This window comes from Streptomyces sp. NPDC085524 (genome assembly GCF_044541755.1).
In the GTDB taxonomy this organism is placed as follows: domain Bacteria; phylum Actinomycetota; class Actinomycetes; order Streptomycetales; family Streptomycetaceae; genus Streptomyces.
Genome location: NZ_JBITTH010000015.1, coordinates 18,672 through 44,057, shown reverse-complemented (window position 1 = coordinate 44,057; position 25,386 = coordinate 18,672). Strand labels below are relative to the sequence as shown.

The window sequence follows — 25,386 nt, the reverse complement described above, 5'->3', positions numbered from 1 at the left end:
GGCCAGAGGCGTGACGGGCGCCCGTGGTCCTCACCGGCGGAGCCCCTGCACGGGCGGCCTGAGGCCCGCGACGGCCAGTTCGGCGGAGCTGAGCGGGGGAGCCTGCGGGGCGGTGCGGTCCGTCGCGCGCAGTACGTGCCAGACGACGGACGGGGTGAACCAGTGGGTGGGCGCGCTGCTCATGGTGACCACCTTGAACAGGGCCGCCGTGAGCGCCTCGTCGGTGGTGGCGCCCCTCATCAGCCGGCCGACGTACCGGTCGAGCAGCCCGGACCCGGCCGCCGCCTCCATCCCGGTGGCGGTGGCCCCCGGGTACAGGATGTCCTGCGTGGTGGCGAGCTCCCAAGCGGTGCCCACCTGCGGAGCGATCGCGCGCTGCGCCGCCCGGCCGAAGCCGGGGTCGCCGAGTCCCTTCCCCCGGAGCAGGGCCCGGACGGCCAGGATCCCCTGGGCGGCGACCGTCATGCCCTGCCCGTACAGCGGATTGAAGGTGGCCACCGAGTCGCCGACGGCGAAGAAGCCGTCCGGCAGGGCGGCCTTCTCGAAGTAGATCCGGCGGTTGGCGGTGCCCTGGGTGACGGCGACGTCCGACAGGGGCTTCCTGTCTTCGAGGAGTTCGCCGACGATCGGGTCCCGGACGCCCTTGGCGAAGGGGATGAACGCATCGGGGTCGCCGGTGGGCTGGCCGCCCCGGGTCCCGGAGAGGGTGGCCTGCCACTGGCCGTTCTCGATGGGCACGACGGTGGCCGTCTGCCCGGGGACGGGCACCCGGGGGTCGGACTGCACGTTGACGATGGGGAAGCCCATCTCGTGGGCTCCGGCGGGGGCTTCGAAGATCCTGGTCGCGTAGACGAGACCGGAGTCGACCTCGGCCTGCCGGATGCCGGTCACGCCCAGTGCGTCGAGCCAGGTGCGGGCGCGCGAGCCGCGTCCGCTGGCGTCGACCACGAGGTCGGCCTCCAGCAGCAGCCCCTGTTCCCGGGGGGTGTCGACGCGGACGCCGGTGACCCGGGCCGCCGTACCCTCCAGGGCCCTGACCCGGCTCTCCTGGAGGGTGGAGACCCCCTTCAGGGCGGTGACCCGGGCGCGCACCACCGAGTCGAGGAGGTCGCGGCTGCAGGAGATGTTGAACTGCTTCTCCTGGACGCGGGGGATCCAGCCCTGGGCCGTCATGGTGGCGAGGTCGGTGGGCAGGCTGCGGCGGATGGCGCCCGCGCGCGTCCAGTCGCCGGTGATGCCGGGCAGGATCTCCTCTATGGCGCGGGCGCCGCCCGACCACAACAGGTGGGTGTGCCTGGCCTGCGGGAGTCCGCGCCGCGGCGCCGGGCCGGCGGGCAGCGGGTCCGCGTCGACGACGGTGACCGCGGCGTACTCGGAGAGGACGGCGGCCGCGAGCATTCCGGCCAGGCTGCCGCCGATCACGACGGCGCGGCGGGGCGGGGAGGTCTGGGTCATCGTGTCGTGCTCTCTGTCGGGGCCGTGCGCGGGGGCTGCGGCGCGGTGTGGTCGGCCGGGAGGCAGCCGGCGCGGACCCCGGACACGTGACCCTCCACGCACCGATTCTCCATAAGTCGACAAAACGTTCGAGTGGGCTGGGCTCCGTGAAGCCTAACCGGCCGTACCCCGCCGAACCAGTGGAAGCCAGGCTTCCCGCGGCCCGGTCGAAGCCGCGGGCGCGCAACGGGCGGGCGACGGGCGCGCAACGGGCATGACCCCTGAGGTAATCGACCCCGTCGCGCGGGGGCGGCAAGGTGGAGCCATCGGGTTCCGGAGCAGGAGGCACCTCCCGGACGAAGTCTGGGGGAGCACTCAGGGCCGGAACCCGGTACCCCACCCCGCCGTTCGACCTCGATGGAGGCTGATTCCCCATGTCCGCAACCCTGTTCGGCACCCTCGCCCGCACCACCGAGCCGCAGACCGCACTGCGCCGCTTCCTCGCCCTCGACTCCGTGGTGACCACCGGCAACGGGCTGGCGTACGCGGCCTTCTCCGCCCCCCTCGGCCGGCTGCTCGGGGTCGGTCAGGGACTGCTGCTGGAGCTCGGGATCCTGCTCGTGGCGTACGGCGCCGCGGTCGGCTGGCTCGCCTCGCGGCGCCGGCCGAACACCTTCGCCGTGAAGCTGGTCATCGAGACGAACTACGCGTGGGCCGTGCTCAGTCTGGTCTCCCTGCTGGTCTGGTTCACGCCCACCACCGCCGGGCTGGTGTGGATCCCGGCGCAGGGCCTCACCGTGGCCTCGTTCGCCCTGTTCCAGCAGCTCGCCCTGCGCTCAGTCGCCGAGTGAGCGCAGGTACTTCACCGTCGCCGGGTCGGCCGGGAGCATCGTCTCGATGGCCAGCTCGGCGACGGTCACGTCCATCGGCGTGTTGAAGGTGGCGATCGACGACACGAAGGACAGCAGGTGGCCGTCGTGCTCGATGACCAGCGGCAGCGCGATGTACGGGACGGCCTCCTCCGGTGCGGCGTCGCCCGGGCGGTCCGGCACCGGGTACGCAGCGACCTCCTCGTACAGCGCGCGCAGCGGTTCGGAGCGGGCCAGCGCGATCTGCCGCTCCATCTGGGCCAGCAGGTGTCCGCGCCACTCCTTGAGGTTGTGGATGCGCGGGGCGAGGCCCTCGGGGTGCAGGGTGATCCGCATGGCGTTCAGGGGCGGCGTCAGCAGGTGCTCCGGCAGCCCCTCCATCAGCATCATGATGCCCCGGTTGGCGGCGACGACGTCGTACGTGGCGTCCACGACCAGCGCCGGATAGGGCTCGTAGCCGGTCAGCAGCCGCTGCATGCCCTCGCGCAGCGTCTCCATCGACGGGTCGTCCAGGGCCGTCTGCGCGTAGTGCGGGGCGTAACCCGCCGCCAGGAGAAGCGCGTTGCGCTCGCGTACGGGTACGTCGAGGCGGTCGGCGAGCCGCAGGACCATCTCCTCGCTCGGCCGGGACCGTCCGGTCTCGATGAAGCTGATGTGCCGGGACGAGGAGTCGGCGCGGCCCGCCAGTTCCAGCTGGCTGATCCCGCGCCGCTCCCGCCAGGTGCGCAGCAGGGCGCCGACCGTGGGTGTCGTGGTGGTCATGCTCACGACGGTATCCGAGACCTGCGGCCCAAGTCGGCCCGGTTCAGCCCATGTCGAGGACATTCCGCAGGCCGAGACGGTAGCGCCACAGGTCGTGCCGCTTGGCGGGTTCGACCTCCGGCGCCCGGTACAGCGGTTGGACCGTGCACCGCGCGCTCGGGGAGCCGTCGCGGTCCAGCAGCGAGTTGACCGCCGCCCGGGCCGAGGTGTTCGCGCCCTCCATCGTCGCGAGGTCGATGTCCACCGCCACGTAGTCCCCGCTGAGGAAGAAGTTCGGGATGCGGGTGCCGGCGCTCGGCCGGTTGTGGAAGGTGCCCACCGGGTGGATCAGCAGTTCGTCCTGGTTGGTGGGGTTCGGGGTACCCAGCCCGTCCACACCCGGGTCCAGGTGCCAGGAGTGCAGCCTGGAGTCGCTGAGGAGGGTCTTGCCGGTGTCGTTGAGGGAGGCCTTCAGCTGCGCCCACACCTCGCGCGCCACCTCCTCGCGCGTGCACTGCTTGGCCGTCTTCCCGTAGAGGATCCCGGGCTTGTCCCACTCCGAGATGTCCACCGACAGGCAGTCGACCGCCGTCCCGTCGCCGTAGTCGGCGGGGAAGTCCCGCGAGGGCCAGTGCTCCGCCTGCTGGATCGCGGTCAACGACCAGGGCGAGTCGATGCAGTTGAGGTGCCCGTGGACCAGCGGGGCGCGTTCGGTGAGGTAGAACTGGATGCCCGTCATCCAGTCCGTCTCCAGCCTGTCGCAGCGCCCCAGCATCGGGTCGGCGGCCCGCAGCTCCGCGCTCCAGGTGCGGCGGGCGTGCTCCACGGGCAGTGCGCTGACGTAGTGGTCGGCGGTGGCGGTCTGCCGGGCGCCGTCCGGGCCCTCCACGACGACCCCGCTCACCCCGCCGCCCCCGTACCGGACCTCGCGCACGGTCCAGCCGATCCTGAACTCCACTCCCAGGGAGCGCAGATGGGCCTCCCAGGGGTCTATCCACGCCTCGTTGGTCGGCAGGTTCAGGATCCGGTCCGGCGGGCCGTCCGCGCCGCGCCCCAGCAGGTTGAAGACGAAGGCCTCGCCGAGGGTGCCGACCGTACGGGTGGAGGCCTCCTCGGCCTTGGTCGCCACGATGTTGCGGGTGATGCCGACGGCGAGGATGCGCTGGTACTCGCTCGACATCTGCTCCGCGCGCACGAACTCCCACCAGGGGGTCCGCTCCCAGACGTCGTTGCGGCGCTCGTCGCAGCTGGTCAGGAAGACGAGCACGCGGTTCACGAAGTACGCCGTCTCGTGCAGGGGCAGCCGGACCAGGGACTGCAGGATCCCGGTGAGGGCCCGGCGCAGCTCGTCGGGCGTCAGCTCGGCGGGGGAGTGCTCCGGCCACGGGATCGGTCCGCGCAGGTCCTCGCGGCCGCCCGACCTGGCGAACATCATCTCGCGCGGGGCGACGAGGTTGTCCCACACGCCGTTCGCGTTCCCGGGGAAGGGGATGCGCCGCATCGTGTCGGGCAGGTTGTGGTAGATGCCGGGGATGAAGCGGAAGCCGTGCTCCGCGGGCAGCGGCCGCCGGCCGCCGCGGGCGCTGCCCGGGACGTCCATGCTGCGGGCCTTGCCGCCGAGCGCCCGGCGCTCGTACACGGTGACGGCGTAGCCCCGCTCGGCGAGCTCGTGCGCCGCGGTCAGCCCGGCCACCCCGCCGCCGAGCACCGCGACCCGGCGGCCGTTCGGCGGCGCCTGGGCGGGGGAGGCCGCCGTCGCGGCGGCCGCGGGACCCGCCGCCACGGCGGTGGACAGGGCCCCCGCGGTGGCCGCCGCGCCCGCCCCCGCGATGAACGTGCGCCTGGAACTGCCTGTGCCGGTCATGTCGATGCCGCCCCTTCGCCCCTTGCCGCCATGTGGTCGCGCCACGGCTGTTACTGCTGGTAACAGTCGTGTCGGCGCAGGAGCATATGGGGGGCGGGACGGGCGTGGAAGGTGCAGGAGCACCCGAGCGCACTATGGCGCGAAAGGGTTGCTCCGGCGTGCGCTGTGGGAACCTTGACTACACGTCACGGGGAAAAGGAGCCGGTGCATGCCGAGTGAACCGCTGTCACAGAAGGAGATCGAGGACCGGTTGCGGGAACTTCCCGGCTGGGCCTTCGAGGACGACCACATCCTGCGCACCTACCGGCTGGACACGCATTTCGCGGCGAGCGCCCTCGTCGCCCACATCGCCTCGGTGCAGCAGGAGTTGAACCACCACTCCGACCTGACCCTCGGCTACAACACGGTCCGGCTCTCCGTGAACAGCCACGACGCGGGCGGCGTGGTGACGGCCTCCGACTTCGCGCTCGCCGAGCGCGTCGAAGCCCTCGCCCCGGCGCACGGCGCGAGCTGATGACCACGCACATACCGGATCTGGATCTGGAACCGCTGCTCGACTACGACGCCGAGGCCGAGGCCTACGACGCCACCCGCGGCGGCACCCCGCGCGCCGAGGCCGCCGCCGCGGCGGTCCTCGGCCTGCTCCCCGCCCACGTGCGCACCCTGCTCGACCTCGGCTGCGGCACCGGCATCGTCACCGCCCGGCTCACCCGCCCCGGCCTGCGCGTCCTCGGCGCGGACGCCTCCCACGGCATGGCCGCCATGGCCCGGCGGCGCGGAGTGCCCGTGACCCTCGGCGACGCCACACGGCTGCCGGTGCGCTCCGGCTCCCTCGACGCGGTCAGCGCGGTGTGGCTGCTGCACCTGCTGCGCGCCCCCGGCCTGGTGCCGGCCGTGATCGCCGAGGCCGGGCGGGTGCTGCGGCCCGGCGGGGTCTTCGTCACCACCGTGGACAAGGACTCCGCGCACGACGTGGGCAGCGACATCGACGCCGTCTTCGCCGCGCACCTGACCCCGACCCCCGCGGACTCCTCCGGGGAGGTCGAGGCCTACGCGGCGCGGGCGGGCCTGCGCCCGGCCGGTGAGGCCCGCTTCCGGGGCCACGGCCAGGGCCGCACCCCCCGCGCCTCCGCCCGGGCGCTGCTCGCCGGCCAGTACGCCTCGCGCGTGATCCCGCGCGGCATCACCGCGGCGGACCTGGCCGCCCGGCTGGAACTCCTGCCCGACCAGGACGTCCCGCGCGCGGAGCCCACGTACCGGCTGCGCAGCTTCGTACGCCTCTGACGACGGGCCCCGGGGGCGGGGTCAGACCGGTTCCAGGCGCCACCACTGGGCCGGCGAGTCGGCGTCCTCGCCCTGCCGGGCCCGGCCCTCCTCGTCGGCCTCCAGCAGCAGGTCGCTGATGCAGGCCACCAGCGAGACCACCCCCGGATCGTCCAGGTGCCGCTCGACGAGCCACTCCTGCGCGCCGAACGCGTTGGCCCGCCACACCTGCACGCGGGCACCGCTGTCCGTCGAGGCGTTCGCGACGTCCAGCCGCCGCTCGTTGTCCTCGCTCACCACGTGGAAGACCCCGCCGCCACTGTGCACCGGCGCGATCCGCCAGCGCCGGGCCGCCTCCGGCGCGGGCGGCCCGTCCGGGCCCACCCGCACCCGGGAGGCGCCCTCCAGCTGGAGCACCAGCCCGCTCTCCACGTTGCGGATCCGGTACACCCCCTCGGGAAGATTCACCCGCCCGGCCTCACACGTCGAATTCGGCCGGGTCCGGGCCGATCCGCCGGCCCGCCGGGCCCGCGCCCAGCGCCTCCAGCGCGGCGACGTCCGCGGCGTCCAGCTCGAAGCCGAAGACGTCCAGGTTCTCCCGGATGCGGGCGGGGGTCACCGACTTCGGGATCACGATGTTCCCGAGCTGCAGGTGCCAGCGCAGGACGACCTGCGCGGCGCTGCGCCCGTACTTCTCGGCGAGGGCGGTGACGGCCGGGAGGGTGAGCAGCTCCTGGCCCTGGCCCAGCGGGGACCAGGCCTCGGTCGCGATCCCGCGCTCCGCGTGCACGGCGCGCAGCTCCGCCTGCGGGAAGAGCGGGTGCAGCTCGATCTGGTTCACGGCCGGGACCAGCGGGCTCTCGGCGGCGATCCGCGCCAGGTCCTCGGCACGGAAGTTCGACACGCCGACGGCCCTGGCGCGGCCGCTCGCGGCGATCTCCTCGAAGGTCTTCCAGATGGAGACGAAGTCGTCGCGCATCGGGCGCGGCCAGTGGATCAGGTACAGGTCCACGTGGTCGAGGCCCAGCCGGGTGAGGGACTCGTCGAAGGCGCGCAGCACCGCGTCCCGGCCCCACGTCTGCGAAGGCCCGTTCCACAGCTTGGTGGTGACGAACAGCTCCTCGCGCGGGATCCCGGAAGCGGCGACGCCCTTGCCCGTGCCGGCCTCGTTGCCGTAGACGGAGGCGGTGTCGATGCTGCGGTAGCCCGCCTCCAGGGCGGTCCCGACGGCCCGCTCCGCCTCCGCGTCCGGAACCTGCCAGACGCCGTAGCCGAGCTGGGGCATGAGCGTGCCGTTGTTGAGCTTGATGGTGGGGACCTGGTTCACGTGTCCTGATTCCTCCGCGTCGGCGGTACGTCTTCGTACGAGGGGCGACAACCGGCCCCCCGTACGACGTATTCCCGCCTCACCCGGCCGGGTCAGCGGGTCCCCAGATAGGCCTCCCGCACGGACGGATCGGCCCGCACCTCGGCCGCCGTGCCCTCCGCGAGCACCGAACCGAGGTCCAGTACGACCACGCGCGCGCAGAGGTCCATCACGAAGGCCACGTTGTGCTCGACCAGCAGCACCGCGCACCCCTCTTCCCCGGCCAGCCGCCGCACCACCCGGGCGAGCTGCTCCCGCTCGGGCGCCGACATCCCCGACGCGGGCTCGTCCAGCAGCAGCACCCGCGGCGGATCGGCCACCGCGCGGGCCAGCTCCACCATCCGGGCCTGTCCGACCGGCAGACCGCCGGCGTACGAGGCCCCGAGCGCGCCGATCCCGCAGTCCGCCAGCACCCGCTCGCCGCGGGCCCGGCGCTCGCGCTCCCGGCGGCGCCTGGCCGGCGAGGCGAGTAGATCGGCGGCCAGCCCGCCCCCGCCGCCCCGCCACTCCTGCGCGACCAGCACGTTGTCGGCCACGCTGAGCTGCCCGAAGAGCTGCTGCCGCTGGAAGGTCCGGCGCATGCCGTGCCGGGCCCGCCACACGGGGGAGCGGCGGGTGATGTCGGCCCCGTCGAGGAGCAGCCTCCCCCGGTCGGGGCGCCGGATGCCGGACAGGACGTCGAACAGGGTGGTCTTCCCGGCCCCGTTCGGCCCGATCAGCCCGCACACCTCGCCCGCCCGGATCCCCAGGTCCACCCTGGTCAGGGCCTTGACCCCGCCGAAGTGCACGCTGACGCCGGCGGCCCGGAGCACGTAGTCGTCGTTCATCTGCCGCTCATCTCCCCATCCCCAGGTAGGCCTCGGCGAGCCGGTCCGCCTCCACCTCGGCGCGCGGGCCGCACCAGGAGACCCGGCCCTGCGAGAGGTAGGCCACGGTGTCGGCGATGCCGAGGATCTCCGCGGCCTTCTCCTCCACCAGCAGCAGCGCGGTGCCGGCGTCGCGGAGCTCGGTCAGCAGCGCGTACACCTCGTCCACGACGCGGGGGGCGAGTCCGAGCGAGGGCTCGTCGGCGATGAGCACCCGCGGCGGCCGCTGCAACAGCGGAGCCAGCGCCAGCATCTGCTGCTCCCCGCCGGACAGCGCCCCTGCGGGCACCCCGCGGCGCTCCCCGAGCCGCGGGAAGCGGTCGTACACGGCGGCGCGGGCGTCCGGCTCCCGGAGGTACAGGGCCAGGTTCTCCTCGATGGAGAGCGCGGGGAAGATCCCGCGGCCCTCGGGGGCGAGCAGCACGCCGGCGCGGGAGCGGAGCACGGGGCCGTCGCGAGTGGCGTCCCGGCCGTCGGTGCGGACGGTGCCGCCGGCGACGGGCAGGGCCCCGGCGGCGACCCGGCAGGCGGTGCTCTTGCCGGCGCCGTTGGGCCCCAGTACGGCGAGGATCTCCCCGGCGCGGACGGCCAGGTCCACGCCGTGCAACACGAGCCCCCCGTCGTACCCGGCCGTCACGCCGCGCAGCTCGAGGGCGGGTACGGAGGCGGGCCCTGCGGGCGGCTCGTCCCCCACCCCGCCCCTTCCCGAACCGGGGCTCCGCCCCGGACCCCGCTCCTCCAACGCCTGAGGGGCTGGAATCCGGCCGTTCGAGGCGCGGGGGTCCGGGGGCGGAGCCCCCGACGGGGTCCGGGGCGGAGCCCCGAATCCGGGAAGGGGCGGGGCGGGGGAGGGCCCCGCAGGGACACGGGCCGCGCGCCGCTTCGCCAGGCGGACCGGCACGGCCGCGCAGTACCCGTCCGGGTCATTGGCGAGGGCCAGCCCGGCAAGGCCGAACAGGATCACCGGCAGGTGCGCCGACGCCGTCACGTAGTCCGCCAGCACCCGCGGAGCAACGGCGAACACCAGCCCCGCCACCACCGCGTACACCGGCCGCCGAACCCCCGCCGCCACCACCACCGCGAGCCACACCAGCCCCGTCATCGCCGTGAAGTCGGTCGCCGTGATCCGGGTGTTGTACGAGGCGTACAGGACGCCCCCGAAGCCCGCCAGCCCCGCCGACAGCGTGAACAGCAGCAGCTTCGTGCGCAGCACGGACACCCCCGAGGCCACCGCCGCCGCGGGCGCCGAGCGGACCGCCAGCATCGCCCGCCCCGACGGGGAGTTCCGCAGGGCTCCCAGCCCCGCCGCCACCAGCGCGACCAGGACCACCAGGGCCACCCCCATCGCCCGGTCGTCCGAGAGGTCCACCGGCCCGAACACCGGCCGCGGGACCGACCACCCCGAGTCGCCGTTGCGCAGCCACCGCAGCTGGAACAGCACCTGGTCCGCGAGGAACGCCAGGGCGAGCGTGGCCAGCGCCAGGGACCTGCCGCCGAGCCGCAGCGCCGGCAGCGCGACCAGCGCCCCCAGCAGTGCGGCGACGCACGTGCCGACCGCCAGCGCCGCCACGAACGGCCAGCCCCGGCTCATCAGCAGGCCGGCCACCAGCGCGGCCGCCGTCACGAAGGTCCCCTGCGCCAGCGAGACCATCGCCCCGAGCCCGGTCACCACGGTGAAGGACATGAACACGAGCGCGACGGCCAGCCCCTGCGCCAGCAGCCCGCTCCAGAAGGGCGTGGTCACGGTGTAGAACGCCACGCACAGCAGCACCGCGCCCACCGCCCACACGCCCCACCGCCGGCCCCACGATGCGCCGGCGAGGTGGTCCACCGGCGGTGCGTCCACGGCCGCGACCCCGGCCGCCCGGGCCCGGCGGGTCAGCACCAGCAGCCCGCCGAAGAGGATGAGGAAGGGCACGGCCGTCCGGAAGCCGGTGATGGACTCGGCGAAGGAGGCGTATCCGGCGACCAGGTTCTGCAGGACGCCCAGCCCCAGTCCTCCGGCGAAGGCGAGCGGCACGGAGGCGAAGCGTCCGATGACCGCGGCCGTCGCCGAGACGAACAGGAACAGGGTGAAGTCGTGCGCCGACAGCCCCAGCAGCGGGGTCGCCAGCACACCCGCCAGCCCCGCCAGCGCCGAAGCGATCATCCATGCGACCGACGACAGCCGGTCGGCACTGATCCCGCGCAGCTCGGTCAGCGAGCGGTTGTCGACGGCGGCCCGCAGGTGCAGCCCCAGCCGGGTGTGCCGCATCAGCACCCACAGGGCCACCGCCACCACCGCCGTCACCGTCCAGGTGATCAGCTGGTCGGAGTCGATGCCGACCCCGTCGGCGAGCTGCCAGGACTTCGCGGGGCTCGGCCCCACCCCGGGCAGCCCGAACTGGTTCTCCGCCGGCTTCACGGGCGCCCCCGCGCCGGAGAGCAGCTCCACGGCCCACAGTCCGGCGGCGGGCAGGGCCACCAGCAGTCCGATGGTGGCCACGATCTGCGCCGTCTCGCCGACGCGCGCGAGCCGCCGGAACATCAGCCGGTCCAGCCCCCACCCGAGGGCGGGGGCCAGTACGAACACCACCAGCAGCGCCGCGGGCACCGCGGGCCAGCCCAGGCCCGAGTGCACCTCGTAGAAGGTCAGGGCGCACAGGTAGGCGGTGGCCCCGTGCGCGAAGTTGAACAGCCCGGACGCCGAGTACGACAGCACCAGCCCGGTGGCGAGCAGGGCGTACAGGGCGCCGGAGACCAGGCCGCTCAGTACGAAGACGAGCAGATCACCCATGGCCTTGCCCCCACCCCTACTTGAAGGGGATGGGCTCGTAGCACTTGAACGGTACGGAGACCTCGTACGCGCCGTTCTTCAGCTGTACGAGCGCTCCGCAGCCGAAGCTGTCCTTCTGCCCCTTGGGCTCGACCCGGTCGCCGACGAGGGTGCCCTTGTCGGAGAAGCCCTGCGCGGCGGCCTGGAAGGATTCGACGGTGAGGTCCTTGCCGGCCTTCTCGGCGATGGACACGAACAGGTCGGCCGACATGTAGCCGGTCAGCATGTGCATGTTGAGGGGCACGTCCTGGCCGCCGGCCGCGGCCTTGATGTCGGCCTTGAACTGCGCCATCTGCGGGTCCGTGGACTCGAACGGCTGGAACTGGAGCAGGACGTGCACCCCGTCGAGGGCCTGCTTGGTGGCGTCCTTGGCGAGCAGACCGGGGTCGTAGTCGGTCGGGTCGGACAGCACCCCCTTGTACCCGGCGCGCTTGAGGGCGGTGAACAGCCCGATGTTGTTGGGCGTCTGCATGACGGAGACGACGGCGTCCGGCGCCTTGCCGCCCTCGCCCTCCAGGATGTCCTTCACGTACGCCGACCAGTCGCTCGGCACGGCCGTCGAGGGCACGGAGGCCTTGGCGTAGGAGACCTTGAACCCGGCGCTGGCGAAGCCCTGCTGGAAGGTGCGGATGCCGAACTTCCCGGCGTCGCTGTCGTTGGCGATGATCGCGACCGACTTGCCCTGGGCGCCGCCGAGGACCTGGCCGATGCCCTCGGGCCAGGTCTGGTTGAGGGTGCCGCCGGGGGTGGGGACCAGGCAGCCGTTGAACCCGTAGATGTACTTGGGCCCGCAGAAGGAGGGCAGGGTGCCCCAGCCGAAGGTGGGGACCTTCTCCTGCTCCAGGAAGTCCGCGCCGGAGAAGGTCACCGAGCTCATGGGCGCGACGGCGAAGACCTTGTCCTGCTGGACGAGTTTGCGGGCGGCGCCGAGGTTCTTCGCCGGGTCCTGTCCGTCGTCCTCCGCACCCAGGTACTCGATCTTGCGGCCGTTGACCCCGCCCTCGGCGTTGGCTCTCATGTAGCGGGCCTTGGCGCCGAGGTCGGTGTCCTTCTTGCTGTAGCCGCTGGCGCTGGTCATCGACACGATGCCGCCGACCTTGATCGACTCGGCGGTCACCCCGCGGCGGTCGCCGGCGCCGCCGCCCGCCCCGCCCTTGTCGTTTCCGTTGGTGGAGGCGGAATTGCAGGCGGATACGAGCGCGAGGGCCGCTGCCGCGGCGGCCAGGGTGCGGATCGGACGCAACATGTCGGGGATCCCCTCCGGTCGGAATCCCCGCATTCTGTGCGGGACCTGACGGTCCGTCAATATCAATCACAGAGTAAAGTGACGAACCGTCAGGTAACGTTACGGGAGTCCGGGAGCGCGGCGGCGGGGCAGGTCAGGACTCGTAGAGCGCCGCGACTTCCTTCGCGTACGCCTTCTCGATCGCCCGGCGCTTGAGCTTCAGCGAGGGCGTCAGCAGCCCCCGCTCCTCCGTGAACTGCCCGGCCAGCACCCGGAAGGTACGGATGGCCTCCGCCTGCGAGACCAGGGTGTTCGCGGCCACCACCGCCCGCCGGACCTCCGCCGTCAGTTCCGCGTCCCGCACCAGCTCCTCCGCCTGCCGCTGCGGGCGGCCGCGCATCGACAGCCAGTGCGCGATCCCCTCCATGTCCAGGGTGACCAGGGCCGCGATGTACGGCCGGTCGTTGCCCACGAGGACGCACTGCGAGACCAGCGGATGCGAACGGACCCGCTCCTCCAGCGCGGCCGGGGCCACGCTCTTGCCGTTGGAGGTCACCAGGATCTCCTTCTTGCGCCCCGTGATCGTGAGGTAGCCGTCCTCGTCCAGCCGCCCCAGGTCACCGGTGGCCAGCCAGCCGCCCCGCAGCACCTCCTCCGTCGCCTTGGGATCGCCCAGGTACCCGGAGAAGACGTGCCCCCCGTGCAGCCAGATCTCCCCGTCGTCCGCGATGTGCACGGTGCTGCCCGGGATCGGCCGCCCGACCGTGCCGTACTTCGTCGCCTCGGGGGGATTCGCGGTGGCAGCCGCGCACGACTCCGTCAGGCCGTACCCCTCGAAGACCGTGATCCCGGCGCCGTCGAAGAAGAGCCCGAGGCGGCGCGACATCGCCGACCCGCCCGACATGGCGTGCCGCACCCGGCCGCCCAGCGCCTCGCGGACCTTGCCGTAGACGAGCTTCTCGAAGAGCTGGTGCTCCATCCGCAGCCCCGCCGAGGGACCGGGCCCGGTGCCGAACGCCTTCTGCTCGCGCGCCTCCGCGTACCGCACGGCCGTTTCCACCGCCCGGTCGAAGGGGCCCGTACGGCCCTCCGCCTCGGCCTTGCGGCGGGCGGCCGCGAAGACCTTCTCGAAGACGTACGGGACCCCGAGCACGAACGTCGGCCGGAACGCGGCCAGGTCCGGCAGCAGCTCGGCCGCCGCCAGCACCGGCTGGTGCCCGAGCTTGACCCGCGCCCGGACGGCGGCCACCTCCACCATCCGCCCGAACACGTGGGCCAGCGGCAGGAAGAGCAGGGTGGACGGCTGCTCGCCCTGCCGGGCCTGGAACACGGACTCCCAGCGGCTGACCAGCGTGTCGGTCTCGTACATGAAGTTCGCGTGGGTCAGCACGCACCCCTTGGGCCGGCCCGTGGTCCCGGAGGTGTAGATGACGGTGGCGGTCGCATCGGGGGTCACCGCGCGGCGGTGCCGGTGCACCACGTCCTCGGCGACCCCGGCCCCGTCCGCGACGAGCTGCCCGACCGCGCCGGCGTCGAGCTGCCAGAGCCGGCGCAGCACGGGGAGCCCGTCGATGACCGAGCCCACCGTCATCGCCTGGTCCTCGTTCTCCACGACGCAGGCCGTGCAGGCGGAGTCGTACAGGATCCACTGGACCTGCTCGGCGGACGAGGTCGGATAGACGGGGACCGGCTGGGCGCCGACCGCCCACAGCGCGAAGTCGAAGAGCGTCCACTCGTACCGGGTACGGGACATGACCGCGACCCGGTCCCCGAACCGCACCCCCTGCGCCAGCAGCCCCTTGGCGAGCGCCAGCACCTCGGCGGCCAGCTCCCCGGACGTCACGTCCTCCCAGACGCCCCCGGTCTTGCGGCCCAGGACCACCCGGTCCGGTTCCTCCCGCGCGTACTGGAACACGACGTCCGCCAGTCCGCCGACAGGTGTGCCCGTGACGACGGGTGGGACGGTGATCTCCTTCAAGCCCCCGCTCCTCTCCGCGCGCCGCGGTGAACCTACCGCACGGTAAACAGGGGGTGATCACCTTGCGGATACCTCCACAAGACCTCCCCAGAGCCCGGCTTGCCGATGCATTCCGGCCTCCGCCGCTGCCGGGGGCTCTGCCCCCGGACCCCCGCGCCTCAAACGCCGGCGGGGCTGGTTCTGCCCCTGCCGGCGTTCGAGGCGCGGGGTCCGGGCGGAGCCCGGGGAAACGGCGAAAGGGCGGGGCGGGGACGGGCTCCGCGCAGCGGAACCCGCACCCGCGCCTCGGTCAGGCCGGGCGGCTCAGCCGGTCGCCTCCGGCGAGGACGGCCGCGGCGAGGGCCTCAGCGGCGGCTGACGCACGTGCCCCGCGCAGCAGGGCGAACTCCACGGGCCCGAGTTCCGGCAGCCCGCCGACCCGCACCAGCCCCGGCGGGATCAGCCCCCGGGTGTGGGCCATCACGCCCAGCCCGGCCCGGGCCGCCGCGATCAGCCCGCTCAGGCTGCCGCTCGTGCACGCGATCCGCCACGCCCGCCCGTCCCGCTCGAGCACCTCCAGCGCCCGGGCCCGGGTGATCCCCGGCGGCGGGAACACGATCAGCGGGACCGGCCGGTCGGGGTCCACCCGCAGCCCCTCCGCCCCGATCCACACCATCCGGTCCCGCCACACCAGCCGCCCCCGCTCGTCCCCGGGCCCGCGCCGCTTGGCCAGCACCAGGTCCAGCCGCCCGGCGTCCAGCCGCTCGTGCAGGGTTCCCGAGAGCTCCACCGACAGCTCCAGGTCCACTTCGGGGTGCTCGTGCCGGAAGCCCTCCAGGATCTCCGGCAGCCGGGTCAGCACGAAGTCCTCCGAGGCCCCGAAGCGCAGCCGCCCCCGCAGCCGCGTCCCGGTGAAGAAGGCGGCCGCCCGCTCGTGCGCCTCGAGGATCGTCCGTGCGAAGCCGAGCATCGCCTCGCCGTCCTCGGTCAGCTCCACGCTGTGGGTGTCCCGGACGAACAGCGGCCGGCCCGTCGCCTCCTCCAGCCGCCGCACGTGCTGGCTGACGGTGGACTGCCGTACGCCGAGCCGGCCGGCGGCCTGCGTGAAACTCAGCGTCTGGGCCACCGTGAGGAAGGTGCGCAACTGGACGGGGTCGTACATACCGCCCATCGTACGGCGCTCATCACGAGGCGCGATGGCAGTGAGTGCGGTGTGCGGGTTTCCCGATCACCGCGGCCCGCCGAGGATGGAGACGGACACCAGCGGGGGCACCCGCCCCCGCCCCGACAGCAAAAGGCACCCCGCACATGCGCCGCCCGCACCTTCCCGACCGGCTGCCCCTGGACCCGTACGTCCTGGCCCTCCTCGGCACCGTCGGCCTCGCCGCCCTGCTCCCGGCCCGCGGCACGGCCGCCGCCGTCGCCGAGGGCGCCTCCACCGCGGCCGTGGCCCTGCTCTTCTTCCTGTACGGGGCCCGGCTGTCCGCCCGAGAGGCCCTCGACGGACTGCGCCACTGGCGACTGCACCTCACCGTGCTCGCCTGCACCTTCCTCCTCTTCCCGCTCCTCGGCCTGGCGGCCCGCGGGCTCGTCCCCACCCTGCTCACGCCGCCGCTCTACAGCGGGCTGCTCTTCCTCTGCCTGGTCCCCTCGACCATCCAGTCCTCCATCGCCTTCACCTCGATCGCCCGCGGCAACGTCCCCGCGGCGATCTGTGCCGGCTCCTTCTCCAGCCTCGCCGGGATCCTGCTCACCCCGCTCCTGGCAGCCGGCCTGCTCGGCGGGGCCGCGGGGGGCTTCTCCCCGGACTCCCTCGTCAAGATCGTCCTGCAGCTCCTGCTGCCCTTCCTCCTCGGCCAGGCCCTGCGCCCCTGGGCCGGCGGGTTCCTCGTGCGCAACAAGAAGGTGCTCGGATACGTCGACCGGGGCTCGATCCTGCTCGTCGTCCACACGGCCTTCAGCGCGGGCATGGCCGCCGGGATCTGGCACCAGGTCAGCCTCCCGCGCCTCGGCGCCCTGCTGGCGGTGGAAGCCGTACTCCTCGCCCTGATGCTCCTCGTCACCTGGTACGGGTCCGCGCGGCTCGGCTTCGCCCGCGCGGACCGCATCGCCATCCAGTTCGCCGGGTCGAAGAAGAGCCTCGCCGCCGGACTTCCCATGGCCAGCGTCCTGTTCGGCGCCCACGCGAGCCTCGCGGTGCTCCCGCTGATGCTCTTCCACCAGATGCAGCTGATGGTGTGCGCCGTCCTCGCCCGCCGCCGCGCCCAGGACCCGGAGGATCCCCGGGCCGCCGCCGACGACCGTGTGGCGGAGGTCTCGCTCCTGCTCCAACAGCCCGGCGGCCAGGCCCGATAACGTTCGGTGGTGACCTGGATACGCCCGCTCGCCGCCCACGCCGAACGCCCCTGCACCCTGGTCGTCTGCCGCGGCTGCTGCTGCGGAGACCCCCGCAAGAACCCCGGCACCGACCACGCCGGACAGCTCGCCCGCCTGCGCGAGGCCGCCGCGGCCTCCGGGGGCCGGCTGGCCGTCCGTACGAGCGACTGCCTCGGCCCCTGCGCCCAGGCCAACGTCATCGTGGTCCAGCCCACCAGCGAGGCCCGCCGCCGCGGGGCGCGCGCGGCCTGGTTCGGCTGGGCCCTGGACGACACCGCCACGGACGAGATCATCGCCTGGGCCGAGTCCGGCGGCCCCGGCTCCGCCCCGGTCCCGGCCACCCTGGACCTGCACCGGATCGAGCCCCCGGAACCGAAGCGGGAGCCGAACTCCACCCGCCGCGGCCGTCGCGGCCGCCGCTGAGGCCCTACAGGATGATCCGCTCCTCGCCCGCGTAGATGTTCATGTCCGGCCCCCGCAGGAACCCGACGAGCGTCATGCCCGACTCCAGCGCCAGGTCCACGGCGAGGGAGGACGGTGCGGAGACCGCCGCGAGGACCGGTATGCCCGCCATCACGGCCTTCTGGACCAGCTCGAAGGAGGCCCGGCCCGACACCATCAGGACCGCCCCCGCCAGGGGGAGCCGCCCGGCCTGCAGGGCCCGGCCGATGATCTTGTCCACCGCGTTGTGCCGGCCCACGTCCTCCCGCAGGTCCAGTAGTTCGCCCTGCGCGGTGAACAGCCCGGCCGCGTGCAGCCCGCCCGTGCGGTCGAAGACCTTCTGGGCCGCGCGCAGCCCGTCCGGGAGCCCGGACAGGACCTCCACCGGCACCCGGACCGGGTCCGCCGCGGCCCCCGGGAACCGGGTCGCCGTACGGACCGCGTCCAGGCTCGCCTTCCCGCACAGGCCGCAGGAGGAGGTGGTGTAGACGTTCCGCTCCAGGGTGATGTCCGGCACCGGAACCCCGGGGGCCAGCTGCACGTTGACGACGTTGTAGGTGTTGGACCCTCCCCCAGCTACCGCTGGGAGGGGCCCCCTCTCGGCCGCGCCTTCGCAGTAGGTGACGGCCCGCACGTCCGAGGCCGCCCCCAGCACGCCCTCGCTCACGAGGAAACCCACCGCCAGCGCGAAGTCGTCGCCCGGCGTGCGCATGGTGATGGCCAGCGGTTTTCCGTTCAGGCGGATCTCCAGGGGCTCCTCCGCCACCAGCGTGTCCGGGCGCACGCCCGCCACTTTGCCCCGGATCCGGACGACGCGCCGGCGCTCGGTGACCCGTCCCATGGTGATCAGTCCAACCTTCTGTTCCTCGTCCGCATCCGACGGACCCATTCTCCCGGTTCCGCTTCGAGCGCCGCCCCCGGCAGGAGGATCCTCGGGAATCTCCAAAATGCAGCACCGGAATCCTGTCGGGTCACACGCACACGTACCCATCAGTAGCAGGCAAAGCTGGGTGATCCTGACTTCCGTACGAGGGGGGATCCCGCCCATGACCGGTTCACGAGTGGTGGCGCTAGGGCACTACCAGCCCGCGAAAGTGCTCACCAACGAGGACCTCGCGGCCATGGTCGACACCACCGACGAGTGGATCCGCTCCCGCGTCGGCATCCGCACCCGCCACATCGCAGGACCGGACGAACCGGTCGACGAGCTGGCCTTCCAGGCCGCCGGCAAGGCGCTGGCCGGTGCGGGTCTGACCCCGGACGACATCGACCTCGTCCTGGTGGCGACCTCCACCGCGATCGACCGCTCGCCCAACATGGCCGCACGCGTCGCCGCCAAGCTGGGCATGGGCGGCGGCCCCGCCGTGATGGACATCAACGTCGTCTGCTCGGGCTTCACCCACGCCCTGGCCACCGCGGATCACGCCATCCGGGCCGGCTCGGCCACCCGCGCGCTGGTCATCGGCGCGGACAAGATGACCGAGATCACCGACTGGAGCGACCGCACCACCTGCGTGCTCACGGGCGACGGCGCCGGCGCGGCCGTCGTCGAGGCCAGCGACGAGCCGGGCATCGGCCCCGTGCTGTGGGGCTCGGTCCCGGAGATGGGCAACGCCGTCCGCATCGAGGGCTCGCCTCCGGTCTTCGCGCAGGAGGGCCAGTCGGTCTACCGCTGGACCACCAGCCAGCTCCCGCCGCTCGCCCGCAAGGTCTGCGAGAAGGCCGGGATCCTGCCGGAGGACCTGGCCGCGGTCGTCCTCCACCAGGCCAACCTGCGGATCATCGAACCCCTCGCCGCCAAGATCGGCGCCGTCAACGCCGTCGTCGCCCGCGACGTCGTCGACTCCGGCAACACCTCGGCCGGCAGCATCCCGATGGCCCTGTCCAAGCTGGTCCAGCGCGGGGAGATCCCCTCCGGAGCCCCGGTCCTGCTGTTCGGCTTCGGCGGCAACCTCTCCTACGCGGGCCAGGTCATCCGCTGCCCCTGACCCCGGCGGTCCGTACGGCGCGCCCCTCCACGGCCAGCGCGCCGACGAGCACCAGCACGAGTGCCACCAGCTGCCACGCGCCGCCCAGCCGCATCCCGGCGGCGGCGGTGGCCAGCACCGGCACCACGGCCACCGCGCGGAAGCGGACGGGCCGGATGCCGAGCACCAGCCGGAACGCCACGTCCCCGGCCAGGTAGCAGGCCACCCCGCCCGCGAGGGCGAGGGCCGGGCCCGCGGCCAGCCCCTCACCGAGGTGGCCGATGGTCTTCTTCACGCCCGCCGAGAAGGCGGCGATGCCCAGCAGCATCGGGATGAACGCGTAGTAGTACGCGCGCAGCGCCAGCTTGAAACGCTGCCCGGGCGCCGTCCCGGCGAACACCTCCTCGGCCCGGCCCTCGTCGCGGACGAAGTACATCCACCACAGGGCCGCCCCGACGGCCAGCGTCAGGAAGGCGCCCCCGACGATCCCGGGGGTCGGCGGCACCGATCCCACGCCGATGCCGATCGCGATCACGGACTCGCCGAACACGATGATCAGCAGCAGCCCGTGCCGCTCCACGAAGTGCGGGGCACTGATCGCGCCGTGCTGGTCACCGGTCTCGGCCCGCGGGCCGGTGGCCGCCAGTCGCCGCACGATGTAGGCCGTCACGAGCTGCATGGCCAGGGCCAGCAGCCACAGTCCCCACGCGGCGGGCCCGTCGAAGAGCCCGGCCGCGGTCACCGACAGCGCGGCCAGCGTGTTCGGCAGGGCGAACCAGAGCACCCCGCGCCCGTGGGCCTCCGTGAACAGTGCGGCGTGCACCAGCACGACCATCAGGTAGCCCAGCCCGAAGGCCACACCGCCGTCCCCGAAGGCGGTCGGCACGGCCAGAGCACAGACCAGGAACGCCCCCATCGCCAGCAGGATCAGCACCCTGCGCACGGGCCGGTCCGGCGGCACCTGGTTCGTCAGGTAGGCGTAGCCCCCGTACATCCAGAACAGCACGGTGAAGATCAGCAGCACCTGCCCCGCGCTCCGCAGGCTGATGTCGTCCGCCAGCAGCACCGTCAGCTGGGTGATCGTGAAGACGAAGACGAGGTCGAAGAAGAGCTCCAGCGTGCTGACGCGGTGCTCGGTCCGGTGCTCGGTTCGGTGCTCGGTTCGGTGCTCGGTTTCCATGTGCGGCTCCCCCCGGATGTGTGCGCCCACATCCGACCGCCCGGGGCACCCCCCTGTCCACCCGATCCCGCCATCCGGCGACCGCTCTCCGCATGCCCGCAGGTCAGCACGGCGTGGCGGAACGGGGGCCGCGCGGATAAGTGGTCTGAGCCCCGTCAATCCTTTGCTATTGTTGTCCATGTCGCCGCGGGAAACCGGGGCGGTCACCTGGTCCGGGTGGCGGAATGGCAGACGCGCTAGCTTGAGGTGCTAGTGCCCTTTATCGGGCGTGGGGGTTCAAGTCCCCCCTCGGACACAACACAGAAGAACCCCACTCCGGTGGGGTTCTTCTGCGTTTCCGGACGGTTCTCCCGTCCGGGTACCGCTTCAGGTGCGCAGCACCACCAGCCCGCCCGGTGTCGTCAGGCTGCCCGGGGTGACCGGCGTGAAGGTGTGGGGGAGGGCCAGGCCCGGCCCGCCGTCCTCCGCGGCGTCGAAGAGGTACGCCGCGCCCGCCTCGGAGTCGCTGACCAGATGAGGACCGTCGGCCGCGGCGGCGGCGCCCGTGAGCGGGGTCCGGAACAGCCGCCGCAGGTGGCGCAGGGTCTCCGCCGTGACCGGGGCCTTCACCGGCTGGGGCGGCACCGGGTCCGGATCCCCGGACCCCGCGGGGGCGTCCGGCGGGATCGCCCCCGACAGGAGGAGGGCCAGCAGGACCGGGACGGCCTTGCGGCGCAGGGCCTCGGTGGCCGCGCGCAGCCGGTGGGCATGGGTGGCGGGCAGGGAGAGCGCGAGGCTCCCGGCGGCGTCGCCGGTGGCGATCGGGACCGCCGAGCAGACCACCCCGGGGGCGTATTCGAGCAGGTCGAAGACGGGCGCGCCGGGAGCGACCGCGTCCAGGGCGGTGAACAGGGCCCGGCTGTCGGTGATGGTCTGCGGGGTGAGCCGGGCAGGCCGGTGGCGGGCCACGTGGTCGGCGCGGCGGTCGTGGTCGAGCTGGGTCAGCAGGCACTTGCCGACCGCGCTGGCGTGCGCGGCGGCCCGGAAGTCCACCCACTCCCGCACCGGCGGCGCCCCCGGCCCGTCCGCCATCTGCGTGATCCGGACCTCCCCCTCGGCGTAGCGGCTCAGGTACACCGCGGCGCCCGCACTGTCCCGGGCCAGGGCCAGGGTGCGCTGGAGCTGGCCCGCCAGGCCGTGGCCGCCGGGGGCCGCCAGCCGGTCGAGGGCGGGCCCCCGCGCGTACACCCCCGCGCCCGGGCGGTACGCGTACTCCTCCTCGCACAGCATGGACAGCAGCGGGCGGAGCTCCGCCCCGGCCAGCCCGGTCTCCCGCGCCAGCTGTGCGGTCCGCACCCCGAGCGGGCGCCGTTCGAGGACCCGTACGACGGCCAGCGCGCGCCGGGCCTCCGCGAGGGCCTCGCCGGCCCCCGCCTGGACGACGGTCCCGCGGGCGGCGGCCGTCAGCGCCGGGTGGCGCAGCGGCCCCGCGGCCGGCCCGGACGCGGCGGGAGCCGCGGTGCCGGCGGGCGGGGTCACCGTGACCACGGGCACGGGCAGCGGCCGGAACGCCTCCAGCACCCCGGACAGCCCGGGCCTCGGCAGCGGCACCGGGCCCAGGTCGGGGTCGTCGAGCTGGTCCACGTACCGAAGGACGGCGGCCTGGGCGCACAGCCGCACCTCCCGCAGGTCCCGCCGGCCGCCCGGCCGGAAGCCGCGCCGGCCCAGCTCGCGCGCCCAGTGCCGGGCGTCGTGGTGTTCGCCGCGCCGGGAGTGGTCCAGGAAGAGGCAGTAGGCGGCGGCCGTGGTCCGGGCGGTGCCCCAGGCGGCGGCGAACTGCCACCAGAACAGGGCGCCCTCACGCAGCCCGGCCAGGTGCAGCACACAGCCGAACACGGTGGCCCCGGCCAGGTCGGTGCGCCCGCCCATGACGAAGGAGTCCAGCTGGGCGGCGGCCTTGGGTGCGCACACGGCGGCCAGGCAGGCGGCCTTGAGGTCGCGGCGGGCCCGCTCGGCGTCCAGCGGGCAGTCCCGCGTCGGATCGCTCCACCCGAAGGCGGCGCGGCGCCGGGCGCGGTGGCCGGGGACGAGGGTGTGCGGGGTGGCGCGCAGCAGCCGCGCTTCGGCCGCGCCGAGGTCGTAGTGCGGGTAGCGGTCGCGGACGCCCGCCCGGGCCAGGAACCGGGCCAGGGAGCGGGGGGTCTCGTCGCCGTTCTGCGGGTCGTGGGGGTCCTGCCGGTTCCGGGGGTCCTGCCGGTGCCCGGGGTCCCGCGGGTCGTGGGGGTCCTGCCGTTCGTTTCGTTTCATGATCCGGCTGATTCCGCGGAGCCGACGCCGTCGGGACGGCCTGCCGGATCCGCTGACGTGTCGAGCAGGCGGGCGAGCCGCCGGTGGGCCTGGCCGAGGTAGGAGCGGACGGTGGCCTCGTCCACGCCCATCACGGAGGCGGCCTCGCCGGGGGAGCACCGCAGTCCGTACCGCAGGAGCACGGCGTCGCGCTGGCGCTCGGCCAGCCGGGAAACCGCGGAGTAGAAGCGGATGGTGTCGGTCAGCACCTCGTACTGATCGGCGTGCGCCTCTTTGAGCGCGGCCTCGAAGGCGCTGGTGTCCATCGGTTCGGGCCACCGCCGCCAGGGGCTGAGCAGGTGCTGCCGGCCGACTATGCACTGCTTGAGGACGGTCCACGCGTAGGCGTCGAGGCGGTCCATGTGGAGCATCCGGAGCCATTCGCCCATGATCGAGTCGAAGGCGGCGTCCACCGCTTCCTCCGCCGCCGCGTCCGATCCCAGCTGCAGGTACGCGAAACGCATGTACGCGGGCCGCCTGTTGGCGTGGAACGCCCAGTACGAGATGCGCGCAGCCGGATCCCACTGGCTCATGGGTGTCGGCCGTCGCCGCCGGCTCGGCAGTCCCACGGCCCCACCGGACTCCTCCGGTCCGCCATCGCTCACCGTTCCACCTCATCCCCTGTGCGGGGACAGGAAATCAGCGCGGGCGCACCCGGGGGGCGCAGAAGGAGAAACCTGGAAATATTACGTTCGGTGATGATCGTGTCGTGATCACTGTCGATCGCACCGGGGCTCCGTCGGACGCATACGCATATGCCCACCAGGTATCCCCGCAGGTCCGCCGTACGGTCGGCCGCCTGTAGCATGGGATTTCTGTCCTGATCGTCACGTCACGTAGTACCGCATGCACCGCACGCACCGCGGCACGTACCGCACATATGAAATGGAGCATCCGAGGATGGCTCGACACCTGATCACCAGCGCGCTTCCCTACATCAACGGGATCAAGCACCTGGGCAACATGGTCGGGTCGATGCTTCCGGCGGATGTGTACTCCCGGTACCTCCGCCAGCGCGGCCACGACGTCCTGTACATCTGCGCCACCGACGAGCACGGCACCCCCGCCGAACTCGCCGCCAAGGAGGCCGGCCTCTCGGTCGCCGAGTTCTGCGCGCAGGCCCACGACGCCCAGAAGGCGGTCTACGACGGCTTCGAGCTGTCCTTCGACTACTTCGGCCGCAGCTCCTCCGAGCAGAACCGCGAGATCACCCAGCACTTCGCGCGCAAGCTCCAGGAGAACGGCTTCATCGAGGAGCGCGCGATCCGGCAGGTCTACTCGCCGGTCGACGGCCGCTTCCTGCCGGACCGCTACGTCGAGGGCACCTGCCCGCACTGCGCCTACGACAAGGCCCGCGGCGACCAGTGCGAGAACTGCACCCGCGTGCTGGACCCCACGGACCTGATCGAGCCGCGCTCGGCCATCTCCGGCTCCACCGACCTCGAGGTCCGCGAGACCAAGCACCTCTTCCTGCTGCAGTCCAAGCTCCAGCACGAGGTCGAGGCCTGGGTCTCCCGGCACGAGGACGAGTGGCCGCAGCTGGCCTCCTCCATCGCCCGCAAGTGGCTGACCGAGGGCCTGCACGACCGCGCCATCACCCGCGACCTCGACTGGGGCGTCCCGGTCCCGGCCGACACCTGGCCGGATCTCGCCGCCGAGGGCAAGGTCTTCTACGTGTGGTTCGACGCGCCGATCGAGTACATCGGCTCGACGAAGGAGTGGGCGGACCTGGACCCGGCCGCCCGCGACTACAAGTCGTGGTGGTTCGAGGCCGAGGACGTCCGCTACACGCAGTTCATGGCCAAGGACAACGTCCCGTTCCACACGGTGATGTTCCCCGCCACCGAGCTGGCCACCCGCGAGCCGTGGAAGAAGGTCGACTACGTCAAGGCCTTCAACTGGCTGACGTACTACGGCGGCAAGTTCTCCACCTCGCAGAAGCGCGGCGTCTTCACCGACCAGGCGCTGGAGATCCTCCCGGCCGACTTCTGGCGCTACTTCCTCATCGCCAACGCGCCCGAGTCCGACGACTCCTCCTTCACGTGGGAGCACTTCGCCGCCACGGTCAACAAGGACCTCGGCGGCACCCTCGGCAACTTCGTCAACCGCGTGCTCACCTTCTCCCGCAAGAAGTTCGGCGACGAGGTCCCCGCGGGCAGCCCGGCGGGCGAGGCCGAGGCGAAGCTGGGCGAGCAGATCGCCGAGCTGCTGGCCGAGTACGAGGGCCACATGGAGACCCTCCAGTACCGCAAGGCCGCGGCCGCGCTGCGCGCCCTGTGGTCGGCCGGCAACGCGTACCTGGACGAGAAGGCCCCCTGGCTCGAGGTCAAGACCGACCTCGAGGCCGCCGCGCTGACCCTGCGCACCGCGATGAACCTCATCCACCTCTACTCGGTGGTCTCCGAGCCGTTCATCCCCGCCTCGGCCCGCGCCATGCGCTCCTCGTTCGCGCTCGCCGACGACACCGCGACCTGGATCACCCCGGAGCAGGCCAAGGCGCTGGACGCGGTCCCGGCCGGCACGCCGTTCACCGTGCCGCCGGTGCTCTTCGCCCGGGTCACCGAGGAGGACCTGGAGTCCTACCGCGAGCGCTTCGGCGGCTCCCCGGAGGCCTGAGCCCCCGGCTGACGGACGCATGACGTACGCGTGAGGGGCGCGGCCTTCCGGGGCCGCGCCCCTCACGCGTACCCGGACGCC

The 25,386-nt window shown here is 73.2% G+C and carries 20 protein-coding genes, 1 tRNA gene and 1 pseudogene; 8 read left to right on the top strand and 14 right to left on the bottom strand.

From position 1 onward, the window contains the following. Positions 1 to 30 precede the first annotated feature (30 nt). Entirely contained in the window at positions 31 to 1,455 is a 1,425-nt protein-coding gene (locus ACIGFK_RS23235) for an NAD(P)/FAD-dependent oxidoreductase (protein ID WP_400053395.1), read from the bottom strand. A 413-nt stretch (positions 1,456 to 1,868) separates the two neighbouring features. Here ACIGFK_RS23235 and ACIGFK_RS23230 point away from each other — a divergent pair, with 413 nt between their 5' ends. Next, a complete protein-coding gene (locus tag ACIGFK_RS23230; RefSeq protein ID WP_376661215.1) occupies positions 1,869 to 2,285 on the top strand; it encodes a hypothetical protein in 417 nt (138 codons plus the stop codon). Here ACIGFK_RS23230 and ACIGFK_RS23225 read toward each other — a convergent pair. Both ACIGFK_RS23225 and ACIGFK_RS23220 read right to left on the bottom strand, forming a co-directional pair. Further along, the gene (locus ACIGFK_RS23225) at positions 2,271 to 3,065 is read right to left on the bottom strand and encodes a helix-turn-helix domain-containing protein (RefSeq protein ID WP_400053393.1); all 795 of its coding nucleotides are present in this window, start codon (positions 3,063 to 3,065) and stop codon (positions 2,271 to 2,273) included. The genes ACIGFK_RS23230 and ACIGFK_RS23225 overlap by 15 nt on opposite strands. A gap of 43 nt (positions 3,066 to 3,108) precedes the next feature. Next, the gene (locus ACIGFK_RS23220; protein WP_400053391.1) at positions 3,109 to 4,908 is read right to left on the bottom strand and encodes an FAD-dependent oxidoreductase; all 1,800 of its coding nucleotides are present in this window, start codon (positions 4,906 to 4,908) and stop codon (positions 3,109 to 3,111) included. A gap of 208 nt (positions 4,909 to 5,116) precedes the next feature. Between ACIGFK_RS23220 and ACIGFK_RS23215 the strand changes: the two genes are divergently transcribed. Together ACIGFK_RS23215 and ACIGFK_RS23210 are read left to right on the top strand one after the other, a co-directional pair. Further along, positions 5,117 to 5,422, top strand: a complete 306-nt coding sequence (locus ACIGFK_RS23215) for a 4a-hydroxytetrahydrobiopterin dehydratase (protein WP_376661212.1) — start codon at positions 5,117 to 5,119, stop codon at positions 5,420 to 5,422. Positions 5,423 to 5,457: 35 nt separating this feature from the next. Further along, positions 5,458 to 6,192: a class I SAM-dependent methyltransferase gene (locus tag ACIGFK_RS23210; protein WP_376661219.1), complete on the top strand. Its 735-nt coding sequence runs from the start codon at positions 5,458 to 5,460 to the stop codon at positions 6,190 to 6,192. Between the two features lie 21 nt (positions 6,193 to 6,213). Here the strand turns inward: ACIGFK_RS23210 and ACIGFK_RS23205 are convergent, their stop codons facing one another. The 7 genes from ACIGFK_RS23205 to ACIGFK_RS23175 form a co-directional block, all read right to left on the bottom strand. Then, positions 6,214 to 6,639, bottom strand: coding sequence for an RICIN domain-containing protein (locus ACIGFK_RS23205; protein ID WP_376661211.1), 426 nt, complete (start codon positions 6,637 to 6,639; stop codon positions 6,214 to 6,216). Positions 6,640 to 6,649: 10 nt separating this feature from the next. Then, entirely contained in the window at positions 6,650 to 7,498 is an 849-nt protein-coding gene (locus ACIGFK_RS23200) for an aldo/keto reductase (protein ID WP_386464251.1), read from the bottom strand. A 92-nt stretch (positions 7,499 to 7,590) separates the two neighbouring features. Next, positions 7,591 to 8,364 carry an ABC transporter ATP-binding protein gene (locus ACIGFK_RS23195; RefSeq protein WP_386464254.1) on the bottom strand — a complete coding sequence of 258 codons (774 nt, stop codon included), beginning with the start codon at positions 8,362 to 8,364 and terminating at the stop codon, positions 7,591 to 7,593. A gap of 7 nt (positions 8,365 to 8,371) precedes the next feature. Further along, complete coding sequence (locus tag ACIGFK_RS23190) at positions 8,372 to 11,179, bottom strand: ATP-binding cassette domain-containing protein (RefSeq protein WP_400053387.1); 2,808 nt, start codon at positions 11,177 to 11,179, stop codon at positions 8,372 to 8,374. A gap of 16 nt (positions 11,180 to 11,195) precedes the next feature. Then, positions 11,196 to 12,464 carry an ABC transporter substrate-binding protein gene (locus ACIGFK_RS23185; RefSeq protein ID WP_386464259.1) on the bottom strand — a complete coding sequence of 423 codons (1,269 nt, stop codon included), beginning with the start codon at positions 12,462 to 12,464 and terminating at the stop codon, positions 11,196 to 11,198. A gap of 133 nt (positions 12,465 to 12,597) precedes the next feature. Beyond that, a complete protein-coding gene (locus ACIGFK_RS23180; RefSeq protein ID WP_376662184.1) occupies positions 12,598 to 14,421 on the bottom strand; it encodes an AMP-dependent synthetase/ligase in 1,824 nt (607 codons plus the stop codon). A gap of 289 nt (positions 14,422 to 14,710) precedes the next feature. Next, positions 14,711 to 15,562: a LysR substrate-binding domain-containing protein gene (locus tag ACIGFK_RS23175; RefSeq protein WP_376661975.1), complete on the bottom strand. Its 852-nt coding sequence runs from the start codon at positions 15,560 to 15,562 to the stop codon at positions 14,711 to 14,713. 146 nt (positions 15,563 to 15,708) lie between these two features. Here ACIGFK_RS23175 and ACIGFK_RS23170 point away from each other — a divergent pair, with 146 nt between their 5' ends. Together ACIGFK_RS23170 and ACIGFK_RS23165 are read left to right on the top strand one after the other, a co-directional pair. Beyond that, positions 15,709 to 16,755 carry a bile acid:sodium symporter family protein gene (locus ACIGFK_RS23170; protein ID WP_386464265.1) on the top strand — a complete coding sequence of 349 codons (1,047 nt, stop codon included), beginning with the start codon at positions 15,709 to 15,711 and terminating at the stop codon, positions 16,753 to 16,755. A gap of 9 nt (positions 16,756 to 16,764) precedes the next feature. After that, a complete protein-coding gene (locus tag ACIGFK_RS23165) occupies positions 16,765 to 17,199 on the top strand; it encodes a (2Fe-2S) ferredoxin domain-containing protein (RefSeq protein WP_376661977.1) in 435 nt (144 codons plus the stop codon). A 4-nt stretch (positions 17,200 to 17,203) separates the two neighbouring features. On the opposite strand, the gene fdhD is transcribed toward ACIGFK_RS23165, so the two are convergent. Next, the gene (gene fdhD, locus ACIGFK_RS23160) at positions 17,204 to 18,058 is read right to left on the bottom strand and encodes a formate dehydrogenase accessory sulfurtransferase FdhD (RefSeq protein ID WP_376661978.1); all 855 of its coding nucleotides are present in this window, start codon (positions 18,056 to 18,058) and stop codon (positions 17,204 to 17,206) included. Positions 18,059 to 18,263: 205 nt separating this feature from the next. Here fdhD and ACIGFK_RS23155 point away from each other — a divergent pair, with 205 nt between their 5' ends. After that, positions 18,264 to 19,205, top strand: coding sequence for a beta-ketoacyl-ACP synthase III (locus ACIGFK_RS23155; RefSeq protein ID WP_376661979.1), 942 nt, complete (start codon positions 18,264 to 18,266; stop codon positions 19,203 to 19,205). Here the strand turns inward: ACIGFK_RS23155 and ACIGFK_RS23150 are convergent. Further along, positions 19,189 to 20,364, bottom strand: coding sequence for a low temperature requirement protein A (locus tag ACIGFK_RS23150; protein ID WP_386464270.1), 1,176 nt, complete (start codon positions 20,362 to 20,364; stop codon positions 19,189 to 19,191). The genes ACIGFK_RS23155 and ACIGFK_RS23150 overlap by 17 nt on opposite strands. Positions 20,365 to 20,574: 210 nt before the next feature. Between ACIGFK_RS23150 and ACIGFK_RS23145 the strand changes: the two genes are divergently transcribed. Beyond that, positions 20,575 to 20,659, top strand: a tRNA-Leu gene (locus ACIGFK_RS23145). Positions 20,660 to 21,039: 380 nt separating this feature from the next. Here the strand turns inward: ACIGFK_RS23145 and ACIGFK_RS23140 are convergent. Next, positions 21,040 to 21,738: pseudogene (locus ACIGFK_RS23140) on the bottom strand (IclR family transcriptional regulator C-terminal domain-containing protein); the annotation flags it as partial. Between the two features lie 908 nt (positions 21,739 to 22,646). Then, complete coding sequence (locus tag ACIGFK_RS23135; RefSeq protein ID WP_376661878.1) at positions 22,647 to 23,222, bottom strand: sigma factor-like helix-turn-helix DNA-binding protein; 576 nt, start codon at positions 23,220 to 23,222, stop codon at positions 22,647 to 22,649. Between the two features lie 313 nt (positions 23,223 to 23,535). Between ACIGFK_RS23135 and metG the strand changes: the two genes are divergently transcribed. Beyond that, entirely contained in the window at positions 23,536 to 25,305 is a 1,770-nt protein-coding gene (metG, locus tag ACIGFK_RS23130; protein ID WP_376661879.1) for a methionine--tRNA ligase, read from the top strand. Positions 25,306 to 25,386: the final 81 nt, after the last annotated feature.